Origin of the sequence: Paenibacillus sp. FSL R5-0766, from assembly GCF_037971845.1 — a bacterium.
Lineage (GTDB): Bacteria > Bacillota > Bacilli > Paenibacillales > Paenibacillaceae > Paenibacillus.
In genome coordinates this window covers 4892758-4914388 of the sequence record NZ_CP150227.1, presented here as the reverse complement: position 1 = coordinate 4914388, position 21631 = coordinate 4892758, and the positions used below count along the sequence as shown (strand labels likewise).

Annotated in this window: 18 protein-coding genes and 1 other annotated feature; of the genes, 15 read left to right on the top strand and 3 right to left on the bottom strand. The window is 45.2% G+C overall.

Annotated elements, in window-relative coordinates; translation table 11 throughout:
• Window positions 1–191 precede the first annotated feature (191 nt).
• Together MKY66_RS21315 and leuS are read left to right on the top strand one after the other, a co-directional pair.
• On the top strand, window positions 192–1148 hold the full coding sequence (locus MKY66_RS21315; RefSeq protein WP_076211702.1) for an aminoglycoside phosphotransferase family protein: 957 nt from the start codon (window positions 192–194) through the stop codon (window positions 1146–1148).
• Between the two features lie 112 nt (window positions 1149–1260).
• Window positions 1261–1530: a binding site (T-box leader), on the top strand.
• A 78-nt stretch (window positions 1531–1608) separates the two neighbouring features.
• Window positions 1609–4053: a leucine--tRNA ligase gene (gene leuS / locus MKY66_RS21310; protein ID WP_076211700.1), complete on the top strand. Its 2445-nt coding sequence runs from the start codon at window positions 1609–1611 to the stop codon at window positions 4051–4053.
• Here leuS and comER read toward each other — a convergent pair.
• Complete coding sequence (comER, locus tag MKY66_RS21305) at window positions 4034–4879, bottom strand: late competence protein ComER (RefSeq protein WP_036615122.1); 846 nt, start codon at window positions 4877–4879, stop codon at window positions 4034–4036. The two genes, leuS and comER, sit on opposite strands and share 20 nt — an antisense overlap.
• Window positions 4880–5064: 185 nt before the next feature.
• Here comER and MKY66_RS21300 point away from each other — a divergent pair, with 185 nt between their 5' ends.
• From MKY66_RS21300 to MKY66_RS21265, 8 genes are all read left to right on the top strand, one after another.
• Window positions 5065–5700 carry a helix-hairpin-helix domain-containing protein gene (locus tag MKY66_RS21300; RefSeq protein ID WP_076211698.1) on the top strand — a complete coding sequence of 212 codons (636 nt, stop codon included), beginning with the start codon at window positions 5065–5067 and terminating at the stop codon, window positions 5698–5700.
• 39 nt (window positions 5701–5739) lie between these two features.
• Window positions 5740–6258, top strand: a complete 519-nt coding sequence (locus MKY66_RS21295) for a cytidine/deoxycytidylate deaminase family protein (RefSeq protein ID WP_017687196.1) — start codon at window positions 5740–5742, stop codon at window positions 6256–6258.
• 102 nt (window positions 6259–6360) lie between these two features.
• Entirely contained in the window at window positions 6361–9228 is a 2868-nt protein-coding gene (locus MKY66_RS21290; protein ID WP_076211696.1) for a ComEC/Rec2 family competence protein, read from the top strand.
• 1091 nt (window positions 9229–10319) lie between these two features.
• Window positions 10320–10832 carry a sigma-70 family RNA polymerase sigma factor gene (locus MKY66_RS21285; protein ID WP_076211692.1) on the top strand — a complete coding sequence of 171 codons (513 nt, stop codon included), beginning with the start codon at window positions 10320–10322 and terminating at the stop codon, window positions 10830–10832.
• Window positions 10829–11719 (top strand): DUF3298 and DUF4163 domain-containing protein, encoded by an 891-nt coding sequence (locus MKY66_RS21280; RefSeq protein WP_076211690.1) that lies wholly within the window; start codon window positions 10829–10831, stop codon window positions 11717–11719. Before MKY66_RS21285 ends, MKY66_RS21280 begins: the two co-directional genes overlap by 4 nt.
• Before the next feature lie 172 nt (window positions 11720–11891).
• Entirely contained in the window at window positions 11892–12668 is a 777-nt protein-coding gene (locus tag MKY66_RS21275) for a DUF3298 and DUF4163 domain-containing protein (protein ID WP_076211688.1), read from the top strand.
• A 199-nt stretch (window positions 12669–12867) separates the two neighbouring features.
• A complete protein-coding gene (locus MKY66_RS21270) occupies window positions 12868–13014 on the top strand; it encodes a hypothetical protein (RefSeq protein ID WP_179088528.1) in 147 nt (48 codons plus the stop codon).
• Window positions 13015–13066: 52 nt separating this feature from the next.
• Complete coding sequence (locus MKY66_RS21265) at window positions 13067–14506, top strand: polysaccharide deacetylase family protein (protein ID WP_076211686.1); 1440 nt, start codon at window positions 13067–13069, stop codon at window positions 14504–14506.
• A gap of 246 nt (window positions 14507–14752) precedes the next feature.
• On the opposite strand, the gene MKY66_RS21260 is transcribed toward MKY66_RS21265, so the two are convergent.
• Entirely contained in the window at window positions 14753–15055 is a 303-nt protein-coding gene (locus tag MKY66_RS21260) for a hypothetical protein (protein ID WP_076211684.1), read from the bottom strand.
• A gap of 351 nt (window positions 15056–15406) precedes the next feature.
• Between MKY66_RS21260 and MKY66_RS21255 the strand changes: the two genes are divergently transcribed.
• The 3 genes from MKY66_RS21255 (at window position 15407) to holA (ending at window position 18509) form a co-directional block, all read left to right on the top strand.
• Window positions 15407–15955 (top strand): sigma-70 family RNA polymerase sigma factor, encoded by a 549-nt coding sequence (locus tag MKY66_RS21255; protein WP_017687205.1) that lies wholly within the window; start codon window positions 15407–15409, stop codon window positions 15953–15955.
• Window positions 15952–17235, top strand: a complete 1284-nt coding sequence (locus MKY66_RS21250; protein ID WP_076211682.1) for a zf-HC2 domain-containing protein — start codon at window positions 15952–15954, stop codon at window positions 17233–17235. The genes MKY66_RS21255 and MKY66_RS21250 overlap by 4 nt, the downstream gene beginning before the upstream one ends.
• A gap of 257 nt (window positions 17236–17492) precedes the next feature.
• Entirely contained in the window at window positions 17493–18509 is a 1017-nt protein-coding gene (gene holA, locus MKY66_RS21245) for a DNA polymerase III subunit delta (protein WP_076211680.1), read from the top strand.
• A gap of 189 nt (window positions 18510–18698) precedes the next feature.
• Here the strand turns inward: holA and rpsT are convergent, their stop codons facing one another.
• Window positions 18699–18971, bottom strand: a complete 273-nt coding sequence (gene rpsT / locus MKY66_RS21240) for a 30S ribosomal protein S20 (protein ID WP_024628504.1) — start codon at window positions 18969–18971, stop codon at window positions 18699–18701.
• A 175-nt stretch (window positions 18972–19146) separates the two neighbouring features.
• Here rpsT and gpr point away from each other — a divergent pair, with 175 nt between their 5' ends.
• A complete protein-coding gene (gene gpr / locus MKY66_RS21235; RefSeq protein ID WP_076211678.1) occupies window positions 19147–20148 on the top strand; it encodes a GPR endopeptidase in 1002 nt (333 codons plus the stop codon).
• Window positions 20149–20294: 146 nt separating this feature from the next.
• On the top strand, window positions 20295–21590 hold the full coding sequence (locus MKY66_RS21230; RefSeq protein ID WP_076211676.1) for a stage II sporulation protein P: 1296 nt from the start codon (window positions 20295–20297) through the stop codon (window positions 21588–21590).
• The last annotated feature ends 41 nt before the right edge of the window (window positions 21591–21631 follow it).

The window sequence follows — 21631 nt, the reverse complement described above, 5'->3', positions numbered from 1 at the left end:
AACATTAGCTGGTTTTTGTTTGATTTTCCATGGAGAATGAATAGCAATAGTCTTAAATAGGGTAAAGGAATGCAAGAAAAGACATAACGACGTGACAAAAAGTATTGCCAGTTAAAGTAAATGAGGCGATAATAGTCGGATAGAAAGCGTTTTCTGAGAAAATAAATCAACTGTCAATGTGAGGTGTAGAAATGGAAAGTACATATAAAACAAGACTTACCTCAGAACAACTGAATGCCATTATAGAACAACATTTCTCTACAAGTATACAGAACTACAAGGAAATGGTGGATGGCTGGGCCAATCATGCATACCTCATTACACTGAGTGACGCACAGCGAGTGGTACTCAAAATTGCACCGTCGGCTTCGACAAATCTGATGCGCTGTGAGCAGGATCTCATGATTGCCGAGGTTGAGGCACTACGCCTCATCACCGAGCTACCGGATGTCCCCGTACCTCAAGTGCTGGCTTATGATGACTCTTTAACCATGGCTTCAGCACGTTATTTTATCATGGAGTACATGTCTGGAACACCCTATAATCAGGTCAAGGATCAATATTCTGCGGAAGAGCAGGAGGCCATTGAATACCAGCTCGGTCTGTACAATCGTCGAATTAATGAAATCAAGGGCGAGAAATTCGGATATTTTTCGGAGCAAACACAACGTTATTCTACATGGAAAGAAGCATTTATGAATCTGATGGATGATATTCTTACCGACGGGGAAGAAGCCGGGATTACATTTTCGATTGATTACCCTGAATTGAGACGCCTGATTGAAGAAAAATCGGATGTGCTGGACGATGTTAAAGAACCTGTGCTTATCAGTTGGGATCTGTGGGATGGCAATGTACTAGTGGACGCAGGTCGAATCACAGCGATTATTGATTTTGAACGTTCACTGTGGGCAGATCCTCTGATGGAGCATTATTTCAGTCATTTTAACTATACGCCTGGTTTTGTGAAAGGGTATGGACATGAGATTACGACTGAAAGTGAGCTGAAAAGAAGAAGTCTCTATGACTTGTACTTTGATCTGGTACTGCGCATTGAGTGCGCTTATCGTCAATATGATAATCAGGAACATGTGAATTGGACCATTCATAATCTGGAGGAAGGCATTGAGCGTTTTCGGTTATCCTGAACAGCAACGAGTATTATTGAACGGTACGAACCATGTGACTTAAAAGGGTCATTATAACGTGTAATATTGACTTTGGGCTTGCTTTTTTATATAATGGTCCCGATATTGTATACATATTTCGATGATAAGGATCAGTAGTAATTCCTGTACATAACAGAGAGCCGGCGGTTGGTGCAAGCCGGTTGACAGTGATTTGCGAACTCGCCTTGGAGAAATGCGGTGATTACACCATTCTGTTTAACCTGCTTGTATAAAGCTTGGGGTCAGGAATGGAAATCCGCATCGGTTAACCGCCGTTACAGGTCCAAAGGGAGTGGATGACGAAGCACGTTCGTCCGCTAACTAGGGTGGTACCACGGGAATTCAACCTCTCGTCCCTAGCGCTGCAAACGCTACGGGATGCTGAGGTTTTTTTGTTGCAATTAAAGCTAAAGCGAATAACCTGAAGGAGGAACAATAGATGAGTGAGAATAACCAGCCGAAACACGGCTATCAGCCACAAGTCATGGAAAAAAGTTGGCAGCAATACTGGGATGCAAATAAAACGTTTAAAACGGGTGAGGACCCTGCTAAACCGAAATTTTATGCACTGGATATGTTCCCTTATCCATCCGGTTCAGGTCTGCACGTAGGACATCCGGAAGGATATACGGCAACAGATATCGTTTCCCGTTACAAACGTATGCGCGGTTACAATGTATTGCACCCAATGGGTTGGGACGCTTTCGGTCTGCCTGCTGAGCAGCATGCACTGGATACAGGTGAACATCCACGAGATATTACATTCCGTAATATTGACAATTTCCGTCGCCAGATCAAATCGCTTGGTTTCTCCTATGACTGGGATCGTGAGATCAGCACAACGGACCCTGAATACTATAAATGGACACAATGGATCTTTATCCAGCTGTACAATAAAGGCCTCGCTTATGTGGATGAAGTTGCAGTTAACTGGTGTGAAGCCCTTGGAACGGTACTTGCTAATGAAGAGGTTATTGATGGCAAGAGTGAACGTGGTGGACACCCGGTTGTACGTAAACCGATGCGTCAATGGGTTCTGAGAATTACCGAGTATGCAGAGCGTCTGTTGGAAGACCTGGAAGAGCTGGATTGGTCTGAAAGCATCAAGGATATGCAGCGCAACTGGATCGGTAAATCGACAGGTGCGGAAGTTGTATTTGCCATTGAAGGTCGCGAGGAAGTCATTAAGGTGTTCACTACCCGTGCAGACACATTGTTCGGTGCGAGCTTTGCAGTACTTGCTCCGGAACATGAATTGGTAGAAGCAATTACAACGGATGAACAACGTGAAGCGATTCAGGCTTATCAGGAGCAGGCTTCTCGTAAGAGTGATCTGGAACGTACGGATTTGGCCAAAGACAAAACAGGTGTATTCACTGGCGCTTATGCAATCAACCCTGTTAATGGTGCAAAACTGCCAATCTGGATTGCCGATTATGTTCTTGCAGGTTACGGTACAGGCGCGGTTATGGCTGTTCCGGGTCATGATGCACGTGACTGGGAATTTGCGAAGCAGTTCGGTCTGGATATCATTGAGGTTATTCAAGGTGGCGACGTTACACAAGAGGCATATTCCGGTGATGGCGCGCATGTGAATTCCGATTTCTTGAACGGACTGAACAATGAAGAAGCGGTTGCCAAGATGATTTCTTGGTTGGAAGAGAACGGTAAAGGACAAGGAAAAGTAACCTATCGTCTGCGCGATTGGCTGTTCAGTCGTCAGCGTTACTGGGGTGAGCCAATCCCGATTCTGCATCTGGAAGACGGAACAATGAAGACCGTACCGGAGGATCAACTTCCACTGCTGCTGCCTGATATCGACCAGATCAAACCTTCGGGTACAGGAGAATCACCACTGGCGAATGTTACGGAGTGGGTGAATACGGTAGATCCGGAAACGGGAATGAAGGCACGTCGTGAGACCAACACCATGCCACAATGGGCGGGCAGCTGCTGGTATTACCTGCGCTTTATCGATCCGCACAATGACAAGGAACTGATCTCCAAGGAGAAACAGCAACAGTGGCTGCCAGTTGATCTGTACATTGGCGGAGCAGAGCACGCGGTGCTTCACTTGCTGTACGCTCGTTTCTGGCACAAAGTGCTGTATGATCTGGGTGTTGTGGAGACCAAAGAACCTTTCCACAAACTGGTGAACCAAGGTATGATCCTGGGTACCAATAATGAGAAAATGAGTAAATCTCGTGGTAATGTCATTAACCCGGATGAAATCGTCAATGAATTCGGTGCAGATACATTGCGTCTGTACGAGATGTTCATGGGACCATTGGAAGCGACAAAACCGTGGAATGCAAACGGGGTTGAAGGCATGCACCGCTTCCTGTCACGTGTATGGCGTCTCTTCATTAACGAAGACACAGGAGCCATCAATGACAAGATTACGGTGGACGGTGGAACGGATGAGTTCAAACGGACTGCTCACAAAACGATCAAAAAAGTTACGGAAGATCTGGAACATCTGCGCTTCAACACATCCATCAGCCAGCTGATGATTTTCATCAACGATGCATACAAAGCGGACACACTGCCTCGTGAAGCGATGGAGAAATTTGTACAGCTGTTGTCACCACTGGCACCGCATATGGCAGAGGAACTGTGGAGCCGTTTGGGTCATGAAGGTGGAATCTCTTACGTGGCTTGGCCTGAATATGATGAGTCCATGACAGTGGATGCGGAAGTGGAAATCGTTGTTCAGGTGAATGGTAAAATTGTAACTCGTGCTACAATCGCGAAGGATCTGGATGCACAGGGTATGCAGGACTTTACGATGGAGCTGGCACCTGTTAAGCAGGCGCTGGAAGGCAAGACCATTCGCAAGGTCATTGCCGTTCCAGGCAAACTCGTTAATATTGTTGCCGGTTAATCTCACCGGCTCGGAATAGTTCATCCAGCTTTAACAAATCTTCATCATATTTGTCATGTGTCGTGTGGATCAGGCTGTCGAAAACGCCGTCAAGACTAACCTTCAGCAGTGCAAGTGCCTGAGCGGTAATACCGCCAGGTACAGCGACACGAGCCTGAAGCTCTTGCGGGGTGTATCCTCCTTCGGTGAGCAGCTTGCCTGTTCCCAGGAGCATTTCGCCAGCCAGAGCGCAGGCATCTGCCCTTTTAATGCCTGTCAGTTTCACTGCACTTTCGATCCACTGTTCCAAAAAGAACGATATGAATGCAGGTCCGCAGCTGGAGAAGTCGGATGTGATTCGTGTACAGGCTTCATCCACTTGGTACGGCCTGCCTATATGACTAAGCAGACTTTCTAACACAGCGCGGTCTTCACTGGTCATTCGTTCGCCATGTATACAGAGGGATGCTCCACTGCCGACTTGGTGTGTGACGCTGGGAATTACCTTGGAGACTTTGCAAGGAAGTGAAGATTCCAGATGTCGCAGCTGCACGGGACTGGTGATCGAGACAATTATATGATTGGGATTCACGACAGGCAGAATGTCGTCAATAACATGTTTGAATTCAAGCGGCTTCACGCACAGGAAGATGATATTACTTCGGATCACCGTTTCCCGATTGCTCTGGGATTCATGCAGACCGGGGTAACGGAGGGATAACTGACGTACTTTGGACGGGGTTCGATTGCTGGCTGCGATCTGCCGGGGCTCAAGTGCACCCGATTGGATCAGGGCATAGATTAGTAGACTGCCCATGCTGCCGGTTCCGATAAATCCAACCTTCATTGTTTCAGGCCTCCTTTCATGCTTTACGGTACTGGCGCAGTTCATTCCCTCTATTCTATGCGTGAGGACCTGTTTCACATGACATGAAAAATGCACAACTTGTTTCATCAGGAAAGTTCAACGGTTCGGAAGCACCGCCCGTGTTCGAAATGAATGATTTTGAATTCAGGGAGAGGTGTGAAAGAATGAGATGGACCAAAGGGATGACCATTGCTGCTGCGGTGGTTGGAAGTATACTTATATTATGGTCGGGCAAAAGTGAACAACCACCTAGTGGCTGGGAACCCTTGCAGCTCGGCACCGAGAAGCCGACGATAGAGCAGGAACTCCCTGCTGTACAGTCGGCTACTTCGGTTCAGGGCAATACAGGAGCATCTTCGGGAGCGGATGCAAGTGGGATGCAGACTGGGAATGAGGCAAAGGCAGAAGAGTCTAAAGAGCTTGCGAGCGTTGGGGTTGAAGGTGATTCAGTTGTTCAAACTATAAGCCAGACGAATGATAATCCACCGGACACCTCCAATTCGATTGAACCAGTTACGCGAAGTACGAATTCGAATCCTTCGGTTACCTCCGAGACGGGCTCGAACAGTAATCCCCCTGTAGTTCGTGAGGAAGCTAGCGACAATGGCAAGATTGATGTGAATACCGCTCCAGTCTCCAAGCTTATCGAGCTTCCCGGAATTGGGGAGAAGAAAGCTCAAGCTATTGTGGACTATCGGAATGCACATGGTCCTTTTGCAAAAGTCAGTGATCTGACAAAGGTTAAAGGAATCGGGATGAAGATGCTGGAGAAGATGGCGCCGTATGTGCAGATCCGGTAAAATTAAAATATAAATTGTATCAAGCGGGAGGAAAGCAGCATGAGTACAGAGGTACGCAAGGACTGGGATACGTATTTTATGGACATCGCGTATATGGTTTCCACCCGTTCCCGCTGTTCGCGTCGTCATGTGGGTGCCGTTCTTGTTCAGGGAAAGAAACTGCTGGGAACAGCCTATAATGGTGCACCCACCGGCGTCCCGGATTGTTCTGAAGCAGGTTGCATGATATCGGAAGAGTATGAGTTGGTCGTGACCGATGGGCAAGAAGAAATGGTGAAAAAGCAAAGATGCATTCGCACAATTCATGCGGAGCAAAATTTGCTTTTATTCACAGATCGAATCGACCGCGAAGGCTCGTCCGTGTATGTGACCGACGAACCGTGCTGGACATGTGCCAATATGCTGGCGAATAGCGGGATTACAGAAATCGTGTTTCATCGTTCTTATCCTAAAGATACCGGCAAGGTTACCAATATGATGGAACAGAAGGGCATAACGTTCCGCAGACTAGAGAATTACCAGCCCCCGCGGGAAACGATGATGACCGTGAGCAATTAATGTGAATATGGTCGAATATGTGAGGGAGAACCTCCGGCAAGCCTGAATTGGCTTTCCGGGGGTTTTTCTGCGTTCAACGGGTGAAATGAGGGAGGGCTAGAAATGAAAGGCAGACCGTTATTAAGTTTTACGATTTGTTGGTTGTGCGGGAGCGGGATAGCATGCGCGTTGACAGGCTGGACGTTAATCTGGGGGTTAATTGGAGCTCTGACATGTCTGCCACTTTTACTTCATTTTATTAATGTGAGTGGATGGTCTGTTTTATTTTTACTCGCTGCCTTTATTGGAGGCGCTGCACATTGGGAATGGAATGATGCAGGCAATCATAGCAGTCTGCCGGAGACCATGCATATCGCTGCTCATGAGTTGGACGGATGGTCAGCTGAAATTCAGGGTGAGCTTGTGTCAGATGTACGTATTGATGGAGATCGGGCTGACTTTAAGATGCAGATGTCTTCAATATTGCCAACATCGGATTCGTCAGTAGATGCAGATCTTGCATCATCTTCTGCATTCAACATAAATGAACAATTGATCGTACAAGTCAGACTGTTGGAGGAAGAAGAACAACAGGTAGCAGCGGGCTGGAAGAGGGGGGATGTAATCACACTTAATGGTTCTTTTGCTTTTCCTGGCGAAGCAAGGAACTTTGGCGGGTTTGATTATCGCAGTTATTTGCGTACCCTGCATATCCACTGGTTGTTCAAAGTGAAGGGAGCCAGTTCGGTAACAGCAGTTGCTCCTGAGGGACTTGGACAATATAACGTACTACGGTGGACGGATTGGACTAGGCATAAGTTGGGCTCGGCGGTTGAGCAGTTATTTCCAGAGCCTCATGCAGGATATATGAAGGGTCTTATTATCGGGATGGCTACTGATATCGATCCCGGTACCTATGGTCAGTTTTCACAACTAGGTCTAACGCATATCCTGGCAATCTCCGGAACCCATGTCGCTGTATATGTTGCTTCGTTGCTTCTCATTCTATCTTGGCTAAGGCTTACCAGAGAGACGGCACTCACGATTGTTCTGATCCTGGTGCCAGCTTATGTACTGTTATCCGGTGGTTCACCTTCAGTGATTCGGGCAGGGATGATGTCCATGATTGGGTTGTATATGGCACGTCGAGGTCTCGCCAGAGACGGCCTTCAGATGATTAGTGCAGCAGCGTTGCTGATGATGTGGTGGGACCCGTACTTTTTGCTGAGCGTCAGCTTTCAGTTATCCTTTCTCGTGACCGCAGGTTTGATGATCTACATGCCATTAATTAACCGGCTGTTCAGCGGCTGGCCGAAATCTCTGGCTGCAACGGCATCCGTTACCGTGACCGCTCAGCTGATTTCGTTCCCAGTAACCATTTTGTATTTCAACCAGTTCTCACTACTCTCATTTGTAGCTAACTTTCTGCTGGTTTCTTTGATCAGTGCTATTGTATTACCTCTGGGGACGGTCGCCATGTTATTGTCATTCATATGGGTTCCCTTGGCGAAACCTCTCGCATGGATTGCGATGCAACTGAATCAACTGACATTTATAAGCGTGGAGTGGATGAACAGCCTGCCAGGTTTTGTGTTGATCTGGGCAACACCGCCCTTGTTATGGATTGGAGCATATTATGCTGTGTTGTATGCCTTACTCTACCTGTTGCATCGTGGCAATGGTGAGCAGCAAGAAACAGCGTTTGTTGAGGAAGAGACGGCTCCTCTTGTGAGGGGACAACCTTCAGTTTCAATGGCGAATATGGGCATTCGCTCTTCGGTGTCTACGGTGGCACAAGATCAAGGTAAGAACCGTGTAGATGGAAAAGAAACTTCATTAACGACATTAGGAGCCAGTATTGCCTGGCCGGAATATACAAGTGCATTTACCGCACGAGGTGCAGGTTATTATTCAAGTGAACGAATGAGTAAAGCTCAGCAATGGTTTTGCGGGTTGCTCGCTATCAGCTTTATTGCTGGATTGTGGTGGGCATATCAGACTCCCAAGCCTGCTGGAACCGGCATCGTGCAGTTTTTGGATATTGGTCAGGGAGACAGCACATTGATTACAACCCCGGAAGGCAAACACATTCTGGTGGATGGCGGGGGAACGGTTAGTTTTGGGAACACCGAACAATCGTGGAAAACAAGACGTGATCCGTATGAGGTAGGTGCCAAGGTGGTTGTTCCTTTATTGAAAAAAAGAGGTATCCATCAACTGGACGCTGTAATTGTAACGCATGCCGATCAGGATCATGCCGGAGGACTACAGGCTGTACTGGAACAGATTCCGGTTAAACGTTTCATGTTTAATGGCACAACCAGTGGTAAAGAAAACTTTGATAAATTACTGGACACAGCCATGGAACGTAAAATTCCTCTGTACGCCATTCAGCAGGGCATGTCCTATAAGGCTGATAAGCAGACAAGTTTACATTTTATAGCTTCGGATCTGGCACATATGGATGTAATTGAATCAGGCAATTTGCCTGTATCTGAACACCAGAATCATGATTCCGTTGTCTTTTTGCTAGACATGGCTGGGACTTCCATGTTGTTCACCGGGGATATGGATGCTGCGGCCGAGCAGGACCTGCTCTATATGATTCAAGATGGCTCATTGGCTGCCCAGTTTGAACAGAAAGGTTCAGATATTGGAGTTACAGAGGGAGTTGTACAAAGGGTACTTACACGACCGTTGCAGGTTAATTCAAATGATGTTTCAGCATCTGTATCCATTGACGTGTTAAAAGTCGCTCATCATGGGAGTAAAACGTCTTCAACCGAAGCCTGGCTCCAATACTGGAACGCCAAAACCGCTGTGATATCTGCAGGAGTTAACAATACATATGGGCATCCCAATCCGGGAGTGATGGAACGTCTGGAGGCTACCGGGTCAGATATTTATCGGACAGATCAGATGGGAGAGGTTCAGATGAGGGTGAAAGATGGGAAGATTGATATCCGGTACAAGTTGTTTGGAGTTGAGTGAAGGCAGGCAATCTATTTATCGGTATGAAGATGAGTGAAGAAAACTCCGATTTAATACCAACTGGAAGGTGAAAAAGACAAGAGAACATACAATAATGTGGATAGTTTGAGCAGAAAAAGTATTGAAGTTACGTGTAAATATCGAGTAAATGATCCCACCTGTGAAGCCTAATAGAACATATGCGGCAATAGCAACAAGCAATCTCATATACGTATTATCTTTTTTTCTGTATAAAAGTAGTCCATCCACCAATATAGAAAGTGGCGTAAGTAAGAAAAGTAATATAGCGAGGTTAATCAATAATCCAACCGCAAATGTATACCCGAATGAATAATAGTAAGTATTCTCTAATCTTTCATCTATAGGGACATAGTGATATATCCCCATTGCAAGTGAAATGAACACTGCAGTTAATACAGCTGCAACTATTTTTCCGCGTGGCCTATTGATTCTATGGTTTTTTGTCATTCGAAAATTGACCTCCCTAAATAACTATATTCAATAAGAGATAGGCTAAGGCGTTACTATATTTTAACATACAGAGGTTGAGGAAAAGTGGGAGTTAGAGAAAGAAAGTACTTAGTTGACCTATAAAAGAAAGAAGTCGTTTCGCTGCGAACGACTTTTTTCTTAATTTCATGGTGGTGATATATATTTTTTTTGGCAGTGGCCTGATAGGAAATGAGGGATGGGAGCGTGGTTCCACCGGCACAGATCAGAAGGAGACGGATTAAAAATATGAAATATCGTTACTATAGAAAGCCTACAACGACAAAGGCGCTACAGACTACCAAACGACTTTCGGTTCCGAGTGATACATTGTTTTTTCGGAAAGAAACCTTCAAAAGTTTCAAATGAATTCGGTCATCGGTAGTAGACTGGTATTCGGCAAGTGAAGGAAGGGAAGATTATTTTTAAAAGGACGGGGTGCCTTTAATAAAGGCGCCGAGGTTTACGCTGACCTGCTTGTGAGGGCCTTGAACGATTTGCAGAAGTGAAAAAAAATTTGGATGCGAAAACTTTTTGGGAACCCGTATACGTCTTACTTCTTGTTACGACAAAAGATTTATATAGAAAAGGAATAATCGGCCATGTTCAATAGGAAAACTGAAAAAATTCTTACACACTGTATTACCGAGCATAAAGAGAATGTATACCGACTTGCTTATAGCTATGTCAAAAATAAGGATGATGCCCTGGATATCGTACAAGACTCCATATACAAAGCGATGACGCATCTCGAACTTTTGAAGAACCCAGATGCGGTCAAAAGCTGGTTTTACCGGATTGTGGTGAATACCGCCCTGGATTTTCTGCGCAGAAACAAAAAGGTTCAGGCGATGGATCATGAAATGATCGAAACCTACAGCCCCGGGGCAGAAGATACGTATATGGACATTGATTTGAAGCGAACGCTCGAATCCTTGCCGGATAAATACAAGAGCGTCATTATACTGAGATATTTTGAAGACATGAAGATCGAAGAAGTTGCGGCTGTGCTGGATGAGAATGTGAATACGATTAAAACAAGGCTGTATCAGGCGCATCAGCTATTGCGAATCAAAATGAATGATGAAACAACCAAAGGAGATCGAGTAAGATGAACAATAACATGGAACAGCTGCGAAAAGAATATCAAGAAATACCCATTCCAGATGAATTGGATAGCATTGTAAACCAATCGATTCATAAATTCTCTAAGGAGGGAAGGAGGGGCCGCGGCTCAAAGTACAGATGGTTAGCCGTTTCTAGTGCGGCTGCGTTCATATTCCTTGTTGCGATCAATGTCAGTCCTCCTGTAGCGAAAGCCTTGTCATCCGTACCGGGTGTGGACCGGATTATCCAGGTGCTCACGTTCAAGGAATACGTGGTTGACGAGTCTAATTACAATGCGAGTATCAAAGTGCCTTCCATTACCGATATGGAGAATGAGCAGTTGCAAAGCGGGTTGAACGAGAAATATATGAAGGAAAACAAGGCGCTTTACGATAAGTTCCAGGCGGAAATCAGCGAATTGAAGAAGCAAGGCGGAGGCCATCTGGGACTTGATGTCGGATATGAAGTAAAGACGGACAACGACGAGATTTTATCTATACAAAGATACGTGGTCGAGGCCGCCGGTTCATCCTCGGAGGAGCTTCAGTTTGATACGATCGATAAGAAAAACCAAATCCTCATAACTCTGCCGATACTGTTCAAGGACGATCGTTATGTACGACTCATCAGCGACAACGTTAAAGAGCAGATGCAGGTGCAAATGAAAGCGGACCCTAATAAGATCTACTGGGCTCCGGGAGCTATCGACGTGCCGGTCACCAGTGAGTTCCAGAGCATCGCGAAGGATCAAGGCTTCTATATCAACAACGACGGCAAGCTCGTGATCGCTTTCAACAAATATGACGTCGCGCCAGGCTATATGGGTTCTGTGGAATTCGTCATTCCCACGGATGTGTTGAAAGACGTTCTGATTAACAACAAATACATTAAGTAATGGAAGAGACCGGTGATCGGGAAACCCGCGCCGGTTTTTTTTTGTTAGTACTTTGGTCGAAGAGACATTGTTCTGTTTTTGATTTTCCTAAAACTTTCTGTACCATCTCATGCGTCTAGCCAATGAGTGTGCAAGATTAGACACTCATACAAAGAGATGGAGGATGAAAGCTATGAAAAAGAAAACGATAAAATTCATGAAGATGGGGGCCATGGGCTGTGTAGCCATGCTCGGCGTTGGCGCAGCGAGCTTATCTGCAAATGCGCTGGCCTCGGCACCTGTTTCAGCGAACGTAACTGTCAGCTCTAAGGTACATGAAACCGTACCTATGGCTACAGGAGTAAAAATCGTGGAGAAGGTACTGAGCACAACAAGCAAGAACCTTATTGTGAACATCAAGGTACCGCAGCTGGACGGCATGCTGGACACCAGATACCAGAATGAACTGAATGACATCCTTTTATCCCATGCGCAAAAGGATCTTGCTCAGTGGGAGAAGGATGCCGCAGAAACGGCAAAAAAGGCAAAAGTAAATCACCAGAAGTTCCACCCCTATGAATTTTACGTCAGCTATAAGCTAAAGTCGGACGGAACTGGAAAGCCGGCAGGAGTAGTTTCGCTTGAAGTAATCACGGAAGGGTACAGGGGCGGAACAAGCATGCCACGGATTGATACCTACAACTTGAAAAATGCCTCTGCGGCTCAGCGCGTGACACTGGAGGATCTCCTCGGTTCTAACTATAAAGAAAAGCTTGATGCAGATATTCTTGCGCAAATGAGAAAGGATCCCGATCAATACTTCCTGGAAGAATTCGAAGGGACGTTCACGGAACAGTCGTTTTATATTGAAAAAGGCGAACTGGTTATCGTCTTCCCGAAATACAGTATCGCGCCGGGATATGTGGGTTCACCGGAGTTCCGTTTCAATCTGAAGAATGCCAGCCACTGAGGCAAAGCCGAATGACGATTATTCTGAATGTGGCATCCCGGAGACTCTCTTCTTACGGGATGCTTTTTTTAGTTCTAAAGGTAGAAGTTTCATGAAATTGTTTTGTTCTCTTCATTGATTACATTAATTGGAGAACTTTTCACAACCTCGGCGTCCTACCTATGAGCGACAAATCAAAAAGGATAGGGACGAAAGCAAAATGCATGACAACACGATTCATTTCGGAAGTTTAATCCGGAACTTTGCACCGGTACGAGGCGACGGTAAACGTTATATGCCAGGACTTGATGGCTTAAGGGCATTATCCGTCATGGCTGTCATGGCCTACCATCGCCGGAAGAAATGATAGACAATGACTTGCAGTTTTATGACTAGAATAAAGATAAGGATGATATGAAATGAACAAAAGGAAGAAAACACGATGGCCCATTTGGCTGATTGGATTTATTGTATTAGCTGGCGGGATTCTAGGAATCAATCTAATGGTGCAGAATGTTCTAGCTGCAAACAACAGCGCTACAGAGAACGTTGAATTGTCGCCCAGTGCATACCCAGGCTTAAATATCGAAACAAGGACGAAGAATACGAAGCATTATGTATTGTCGATTAGCAACGTCCTAACAAATAGCAAGGAGATTAATACTCCTATTCAGACGTGGGTCAATGATCAGGAAAAGAAATTCTTAACCCAGGTTGAGACCGATGCAAAAACGCTTCAAGGCGATCATCGTTCTGAATTGAATATTACAGTAGATACGAATAAAATTAATGACCATTTATATAGTTTAGTGTTCAATTCCTATCAAATCACCACAGGCGGTGCTAATGGACAATCGATAATAAAATCTTTTAATATCGACATAGCTGAAAATAAAATTTTAAATTTATCCGATATCATGACTTATGATAAAGCAACAGTTGACCATATTATGTCAATCGTGAAGGAAGAATTGAAGAAACAGAAAAACGTCCACTCTTATGTATTCGAAGCAGAACTTCAAAAATCCATAAAAAATCCATCTGAATGGAAATGGTCCTTAGGTAACGGAGTCTTTACTTTATACTTTAATAAATACGAGATCGCTGCTGGTGCAGCCGGGACGATCCAAGTGAACATCCCACTGAAATCCTTGCATTCCTACTTGAAAAAGGACCTCACCAAAAAATGGAATATCACTTATGGAAATAACGATAAGCCAAAAGGGAAGGGGCCAATTCAGCCTCGGCTTGATCCTAAAGGGAAATATGTGGCTCTTACCTTTGATGACGGGCCTCACCCAAAGGTGACACCTAGAGTTCTAAAGACTTTGAAGGAGTACAACGCGAAGGCTACTTTCTTCATGCTGGGCGTACAAGTAGAGTATTATCCTGGTATGGCTAAAAAAGTTGCTGAGGCCGGCCACGAGATCGGCAATCACTCCAAGAGTCATCCGAATCTTGCGAATATGAGCCTGAGTGAGGTGCGCAAACAAATCATAGAATCATCGCACCGAATCAAAGATGCGACTGGAGAAAAACCAACCCTATTCCGTCCGCCTTATGGTGCTATGAATGAATCAGTCAAAAAAGTCACCAAAGAACAGAAAACACCCATTATTTTATGGTCTGTGGATTCGCTGGATTGGAAAAGCCGGAACGCCCAAGCTGTAAATAAAGAGGTTGCTAAAAACATCAGATCAGGTTCGATTGTACTTATGCATGATATTCACGCTTCTACAGCTGATGCGCTGCCACAAATGCTTAAATCACTAAAAAAGCAAGGCTACCAATTCGTAACGGTTTCTCAGTTGTTGTCCTTGAATAAATCCACAGGAAATGGCCCTTATTATAATCAATAAGTTCATCACACAAAAAGAGGTACAAACCTTCGTTTTTCTAAGGTTTGTGCCTTTTCTATAAGAATGGATTTGCACTATCCTATATAAACCGACCTTCATTTATTTGGATTTAAAAATCATTCCTTGCTGTTTCATTTGATTGCAGGTTACAGCACAGCACAAAAAAAGCCCGCTTTCCGTTACACTCCACGAGGGAGAATATCGGAAAACGGGCCATTTTTTAAAAATGTAGAAGAAATATAAGAACTACTCTACGCCATCCTTAAAGTGTTTGTTCCAATGTTTGTCACCCTTGTGCAACAGATCTTCTACTGTTTTCTCAAGAGTCATTAACAGCTGTGCTCTGACATCAAGTACGGTTTCTCTGTACAAGCGTTCTTCCGATCCAACGATTTTATCGCCGTATAATGCCTGTGCAGCTACGTACTTCCGATGTTCCTCGACCAGAGTATCAATGGAGTCCAATGCATGTTCCACAAAGTGGGAAATACTTTGGTATTCTTTGGGCATTTGTTCTTTTAAAGCTTGAATTTTCGCAAGAGCTGGCATGCTCATCACCTCGTGTTTATGAATGTAAATTTACAATACACTATTTTCATGAAAATTGCATTAAAATCAGCTTGAATTTGGACAAATTTCGACTTTTTTTATTTTAGGACCCAAAAAAGTGCTTATCTATAATGTATGCCATTGCATTTGAATTGAGTCGTGTAAGTAATGGAATCCCTTTTGGATACGTTTGGTGACTCGTTATGCAATTTCTGTTATTCTAAGAGAAGATTTCAGCGGCCCTAATACATACGCCGTTATTTTGTTATGGCAAATTAAAAAAATACTTAACTTTGCAACAATTTTATTGATGATCACGTCTGTAAGGTTGCAGGGAGAGGGGGATCCTTTGTGGTAGAGCCGGAACTCATCAGAGCCGCTCAATCGGGCGATCGCGACGCTCTAATTACCCTATTGCGGGAGATTGAACAACATGTCTATCGGACCGCATATTACATTCTAAATAATGAACAGGACGCTTTGGATGCTGCGCAGGAAGCGTTGATCCGAATTTACACCAAAATCAACTCATACGAAGAAAAGGCCCAATTCAAAACATGGGTACAACGCATCGTCACAAACATCTGTATTGATAAATTCAGAAGAACCAAGCCGTCTGTCTCCATTGACGAACATGACATGGTTTTTCAGGATAATCAGGATGTGGAGTACGAGGTCATGTCTACATATGTGGCCCAGGACATTCAGGATGCGATCAACAAGCTTCCCGAGCATCATCGTACCGTTATTGTTCTAAGATATTTGCAGGACTTATCCTACAATGAAATTGCGGATTGTCTCGATCTTCCGTTGAATACGGTTAAATCTTATTTATTTAGAGCCAGACAGCAATTACAGAATCTACTACAGGAATATCAGAAAGGTGGTGTGACAGGATGAAATGCGAAGAGGTGGTGGAATGGATGCACCGCTATCTGGATCATGATCTGGGCGAGGCGGAAACCGCGCAGATGCTACAGCATGTGGCGAAGTGTCCGGAGTGCGCCGAAAATTTTAGTTTACTCAGAGCTCTTTCCAGAGAACTGGAAGAATTACCGCAAGTAAGCCCGAAATTTAGTCTGGTTGATGCGATTATGCCACAGCTTGATGCCATTGACGAAGCGCGGAAGGAACAGAGTAGCACTATACAGGAAATGAATCCTGTCCCCGCTGCATTTGAGAATTTACAACGTTCAAGTGAGCGGAAAACGAAGCAAAAATGGCTTAACTCGATGGCAGGACGTATGTCCATGGGTGCAGCGGCTGCGGCAGTTATATTGGGATTCGCCATCTGGGGAAATCCGCCTGAACAGATTGAGAATGCCGATTCCATGCTGATGAGCTCTGGAGCTTCTCAAGAGAGCGGCAATGTGGATGAAAATCCATTAAGCAAGAATATTGAAAATTATGATCCTGCCACTTCGTCCCAACCAAGCAGCAACGATGTGTTTGTGGATCAATCGAATGTTTCACCAACTGAACCAGATAACCAAGGCGTAGAAACAATTCCTGAAGAGAACGGTGGAGATGAGGTGCAGGAGCCTGAAGTTCAGTCAGATCCGACACCTAAACAACCGACTACCGAATCAACGCCTGCTCCGAATAAAGGACCGCAGGATAATTCGTCCAAAACTCCTCCGACCGATAATCAGAATAATCAGGTTCAGAACCAGGATTCCGAGCAGAGAATTCAGGAATCAGGAGATTCTCCTAAATCTTCTGCAGATGGGGAAGAGAATGGAGTAACAGAAACAGAAAATGGAGATGCGCAATCCTTCACTTCTCAGGATACAAAACCTAATATGACTGAAGATGCTCCGGTTGAAGGTAACACTGTACCTGATTCCAGTGCAGGTGCAAACGCTTCTGGCGAAAACAAAGGATTGGCAGCAGGACCGGATCAGGGAATGACTACAACGGCAGCACCAAAAGAATGGAAATCACCTGACGGCTCCTATGTAGTTATGCTTATTGGTGATCAAATTAGCATATACTCCAAACCTGTGAGCGAACCGGATGTTCTGAATCTGGTTGAACAACGCAGCATAGAGGGAACACTGAAGTCAGCGAGTTGGTCGAAGGATGGTACCCTATTTAATTACGAAACGGACAAGGACGGAACAACAGCCAAGAACTCGTTTAATGTACCTGCTGTTTCAGGTGAAGCTCCTGCGAAATAATTGAAAATGAGGAGTGTGCTCCCTCAAAACGAAAGAACAATTTCAGCATGACAAGCATATATTGGAAGTAACAAAACGTCCTATCTCAGTTCAAGCAACTGACGTCGTATGACCGCGCACCGGCTTTTTCTAGAACTGCTGGTGTCCGCGTTTATATAGATGTAGGACAGGGGACCTTCATCCATAACTGGATGTAAGGTCCCTTTGTTGTCTTGCGTTTTTTCTGGTAGGATAAGAGGGATAAGGAGGCGCCGTGAATGGATGTAAAAAGTGCAACAAAGGCAATACGTAATGGAGAAACGGCACCGATATATGTGCTGTACGGAACGGAGAAGTACCAGATACAGCAATTTACGGATATGTTAAAAGAACAGGTTATTGAAGAAGAACATCGCGATTTTGCGATTATTCCATATGATTTGTCTGAAACGGCTGTGGAGGTTGTTATTGAAGAAGCGGAGACTGTACCTTTTCTGGTTCCGCGTAAATTAATTATTGTAAGGGACGCGAGTCTGTTCACCGCAGGTAAAGAATCCAAGATTGAACATCAGGTTGATCGTCTGCTTACATATATGGAGAATCCGGCAGATTACAGTACGATTGTTTTCCTGGCCCAAGGGGATAAGCTGGATGAGCGTAAGAAACTGGTAAAGGCTGTCAAGAAACAGGCAGTAGTTCTTGCTTTTGCTCCACTTAGTGGAGATGAGCTGTTGAGTTGGATAGTGAAACTTGCGAAGCAGCGGGATGTTTCCTTGGAGACGGGAGCGGCGGAAACGTTGATCAGCTACGCAGGAACAGGTCTTCAGACCCTTTCTGCTGAAGTAGACAAGTTATGTTTGTTTGCGGGTAATGGGGGGACAATCAAGCGTGCTGATATCGAGTCACTGGTTGCCCGTAGTACAGAGCAGAATGTATTCTCGCTGGTGGAAGAACTCGCTAATTTGCGACTGGAGAAAGCGTTGGCTCTTTTCTATGAGTTGCTGAAGCAGCGGGAAGAACCGATTAAAATTGCCGCTTTAATCGCACGCCAGTTTCGGATCATGATCCAGGTGAAAGAGTTGGGGCAACAAAGTTACTCCCAGCAACAGATTGCCAGTCAGCTTGGTTTGCATCCGTATGCTGTTAAGATTGCGGGTGAGCAGGCCCGTAAATTTCAGCCGGAACGTCTGAGAATGATTCTGAGTCACCTCAGCGAACTGGATTACCAGATGAAAACAGGAGCGGTGGATAAAGTGCTTGGTCTGGAGCTGTTCTTATTAAGACTTGGTGCATGAATGGACACGTAAACGTAATAGATTACTAGTGTGAACAATAAACAAAGCGACCTTTGCTCCATGATCGTTAAATCATCGGAATAAAGGTCGCTTTTGTTTGTGTCTTATACTTATCGAATCAGATACTAAAAAATCCTGAAAGCCTATGCTGTTCAGGATTTTTCCATTGGATCGTATAAGTAACGCTTCTTACGCTTGTGCGGAAAGAGCGTTCAGTTTTTTCGCCAAGCGAGACTTTTTGCGTGCTGCAGCATTTTTATGAACCAGACCTTTAGTTACAGCCTTGTCCAGCTTTTTGGAAGCAGCTTGAATCGCAGCTTTTGCAGTATCAACTTCGTTACTTACCAGAGCAGCATCAGCAGCTTTAACAGCTGTACGGAGTGCAGACTTCTGGGAAGCGTTGAGTGCGCGGCGCTTGTCGCTCGTTTTTACGCGTTTAACAGCGGATTTGATGTTTGGCATTACATTCACCTCCTGTAAGGCATTTGCATGAATACAAACGTTTCACAACTTAAAATATTCTATCACGCTAGCATGTAAAATGCAACAGATATTCCTACGATGTTCGACATGCTGTATAAAGAAACTCTTTTTCCCACACAATATGCTCAAAAGCAGTAAGGGAGGCAGGAACACAATGACACTGGATTTGCAGAACTATACAGTTCGTACCGATTTGGCGATCGACTCCAAAGAAATGGCGCAAGGTGGACAGAAACAAACGATTCCCGGACTACGGGAAGATGTAGAGAAGAAAGAGGGTATTACGATTACACGTATTGATGTCCTGAATGAAGAAGCAGCCAAGGCGATTGGACGGGTAAAAGGTCACTATGTCACCTTGGAAGTACCTTCACTACGGAATGGTGATACCGAGTTACAGGAGCGAGTTGCTGCCGAGTTCACCCGTGAAATGGAAGATTTTATGATTAAGGCCGGAATCAACAAAACATCCAAGGTCTTGATTGTGGGCCTGGGCAACTTAAATGTCACCCCGGACTCACTGGGTCCACTTGTTGTGGAAAATCTGATGGTGACCCGTCAGTATTTCGAATTGGTGCCAGATCAGGTTGCGCCAGGGTATCGGGAAGTCAGCGCGATTGCTCCCGGCGTGTTAGGTACAACAGGCATTGAATCCAGTGACATCGTACAGGGGATTGTAGACCGGACCAAGCCAGATGCGATTATTGCGATTGATGCCTTGGCCTCCCGTTCCTTGGAACGTGTAAATACAACGATTCAGGTCGCGGACATTGGTATTCACCCGGGTTCCGGTATTGGAAACAAACGGCGTGGCCTGACTCGTGAGATATTAGGTGTGCCTTGCATCGCCATCGGAGTACCAACCGTATGTTATGCGTCCACCATCGTGAATAATGTGATTGAGATGATGAGCTCACACTTTCGCCAGGAAACGGATCAGACCAAACAGATCATGGGTATGCTGGACGACATCGGTGAACAAGATCGCTTGAGTCTGGTGAAAGAGGTACTGGAGCCACTAGGTCATGACCTCATTGTTACCCCAAAGGAAATCGATGAGTTTATTGAGGGAATTGCCAATGTTATCGCTTCAGGACTTAACGCCGCGCTCCATGATGCCGTGAATCCGGATAACGTAGCCGCTTATACACATTAAAACTTAAAACTGCTGAGAAGAAGGTCCGAATCTATCGGACTTTCTTTTTTTTGTTTTTGGAATCTTTCATTTTCCTGTTCTATCAATTTGGGCGGGCTCATAGAGTTGAAGTATAAGAGTTGTCCAGCAGGGAAGGAGACAGCAGAATGAACAAGATATTGGCCTGGAATATTGGGAAGTGGAAAAAAAGATGTCTGCACGTGCTGGCCATGGGCCGTACGTTGTTGTTGCTTATGATCATATCTGCCTTGTTTTTTGTCGTACTGGGTCTCGGGGGAATGGCAGAGAAACGTTTGAACAATTCACCCGTTTCTTCCATGAAAGGATTTGCGAGTGCCGTATCAAGCCGCTTTTTCGTCGATATGCTCGGTATGGAGATGCCCCATCTCACCCAGAAGGAACAGACCTCTGCCATATCCGGTGAAAATCTCACCTCATTTGTTTTCCAATTACTAACGAATGTAAATCCTCAAGACCCCAAGAGCCTGATTGCGAGAGAAATGCCGGGCATGGGTTCCAACCAACCTGTTCTGCTCCGTCCTGGATCTGGTAACGAAAAAGCCGAGGCTCCCGAAGATTATCAGCCCGGTCCCGGTCTTACGGACACGGCTTCCGCAGGTGGAGGAAAACCGGGTAGTGAGCTGCATGTTCCACCAGGTCAGGACAATACGGATCCACCTGAGTCGACTGAGCCTGGAGATGGAGAAGGTAAAGAAGATCCCCCAGCCAAGAATGGCGAGAAAGACAATTCAGGCTCACCGACAACAGGCAAAAAGTCAATTCTTATCTATCATTCCCATCCACGTGAAGGCTACAATCCACTACTAGGTACGAAAAGTGATAATCCATCATCAGGTAAATCAACAGGCAATGTGTTTCAAGTGGGAACCTACCTCTCAGACAGTCTGGAGAAGCTGGGAATCGGCGTAGAACACGCCAAGGATGATTACCCTACCAAAGTTAAGGACTACAACTGGAACTATTCCTATAAATACTCCCGTCAAACGGTAAAAGCGGCACTCGCTCAAAATGATGATCTGACATATCTCATAGACATTCATCGCGATTCACAGCGTCATGGCAAAACAACAACAACTATTAACGACTTGGGCTACGCCAAAGTATATTTCATTATTGGACATGAAAATCCAAATTGGCGGCAGAATGAAGCCTTTGCAGCGAAAATTCATAAGAAACTGGAAGCCAAGTATCCTGGGGTATCCCGTGGTGTGTGGGGCAAGGACGGCGGAGGAGCCAACAATGGAGAGTATAACCAAACCCTTTCACCTAACAGCATTTTGATTGAGATTGGTGGCATCGACAACACAGGAGCTGAGCTCCAACGGACATCAAAGATTCTCGCAGACATGATTTCTCAAGTGTATTGGGAAGATCAGAAGGTGGACAAAGCCAGTGTGGAAACCTCGTCGCAGGGTGGGTAGAAACCATATATGTTAGAAGGAAAAATAGTAGAGAGTGACAG

Excerpts from the sequence above, each read along its gene's own strand:
- leuS (WP_076211700.1), top strand. The coding sequence starts at position 1,609 with ATGAGTGAGAATAACCAGCCGAAACACGGCTATCAGCCACAAGTCATG.
- MKY66_RS21265 (WP_076211686.1), top strand. The coding sequence starts at position 13,067 with ATGAACAAAAGGAAGAAAACACGATGGCCCATTTGGCTGATTGGATTT.
- comER (WP_036615122.1), bottom strand. The coding sequence starts at position 4,879 with ATGAAGGTTGGATTTATCGGAACCGGCAGCATGGGCAGTCTACTAATC.
- MKY66_RS21295 (WP_017687196.1), top strand. The coding sequence starts at position 5,740 with ATGAGTACAGAGGTACGCAAGGACTGGGATACGTATTTTATGGACATC.
- MKY66_RS21260 (WP_076211684.1), bottom strand. The coding sequence starts at position 15,055 with ATGCCAGCTCTTGCGAAAATTCAAGCTTTAAAAGAACAAATGCCCAAA.
- MKY66_RS21285 (WP_076211692.1), top strand. The coding sequence starts at position 10,320 with ATGTTCAATAGGAAAACTGAAAAAATTCTTACACACTGTATTACCGAG.
- gpr (WP_076211678.1), top strand. The coding sequence starts at position 19,147 with ATGACACTGGATTTGCAGAACTATACAGTTCGTACCGATTTGGCGATC.
- MKY66_RS21280 (WP_076211690.1), top strand. The coding sequence starts at position 10,829 with ATGAACAATAACATGGAACAGCTGCGAAAAGAATATCAAGAAATACCC.
- MKY66_RS21250 (WP_076211682.1), top strand. The coding sequence starts at position 15,952 with ATGAAATGCGAAGAGGTGGTGGAATGGATGCACCGCTATCTGGATCAT.
- MKY66_RS21230 (WP_076211676.1), top strand. The coding sequence starts at position 20,295 with ATGAACAAGATATTGGCCTGGAATATTGGGAAGTGGAAAAAAAGATGT.
- MKY66_RS21270 (WP_179088528.1), top strand. The coding sequence starts at position 12,868 with ATGCATGACAACACGATTCATTTCGGAAGTTTAATCCGGAACTTTGCA.
- rpsT (WP_024628504.1), bottom strand. The coding sequence starts at position 18,971 with ATGCCAAACATCAAATCCGCTGTTAAACGCGTAAAAACGAGCGACAAG.
- MKY66_RS21315 (WP_076211702.1), top strand. The coding sequence starts at position 192 with ATGGAAAGTACATATAAAACAAGACTTACCTCAGAACAACTGAATGCC.
- MKY66_RS21300 (WP_076211698.1), top strand. The coding sequence starts at position 5,065 with ATGAGATGGACCAAAGGGATGACCATTGCTGCTGCGGTGGTTGGAAGT.
- MKY66_RS21290 (WP_076211696.1), top strand. The coding sequence starts at position 6,361 with ATGAAAGGCAGACCGTTATTAAGTTTTACGATTTGTTGGTTGTGCGGG.
- holA (WP_076211680.1), top strand. The coding sequence starts at position 17,493 with ATGGATGTAAAAAGTGCAACAAAGGCAATACGTAATGGAGAAACGGCA.
- MKY66_RS21275 (WP_076211688.1), top strand. The coding sequence starts at position 11,892 with ATGAAAAAGAAAACGATAAAATTCATGAAGATGGGGGCCATGGGCTGT.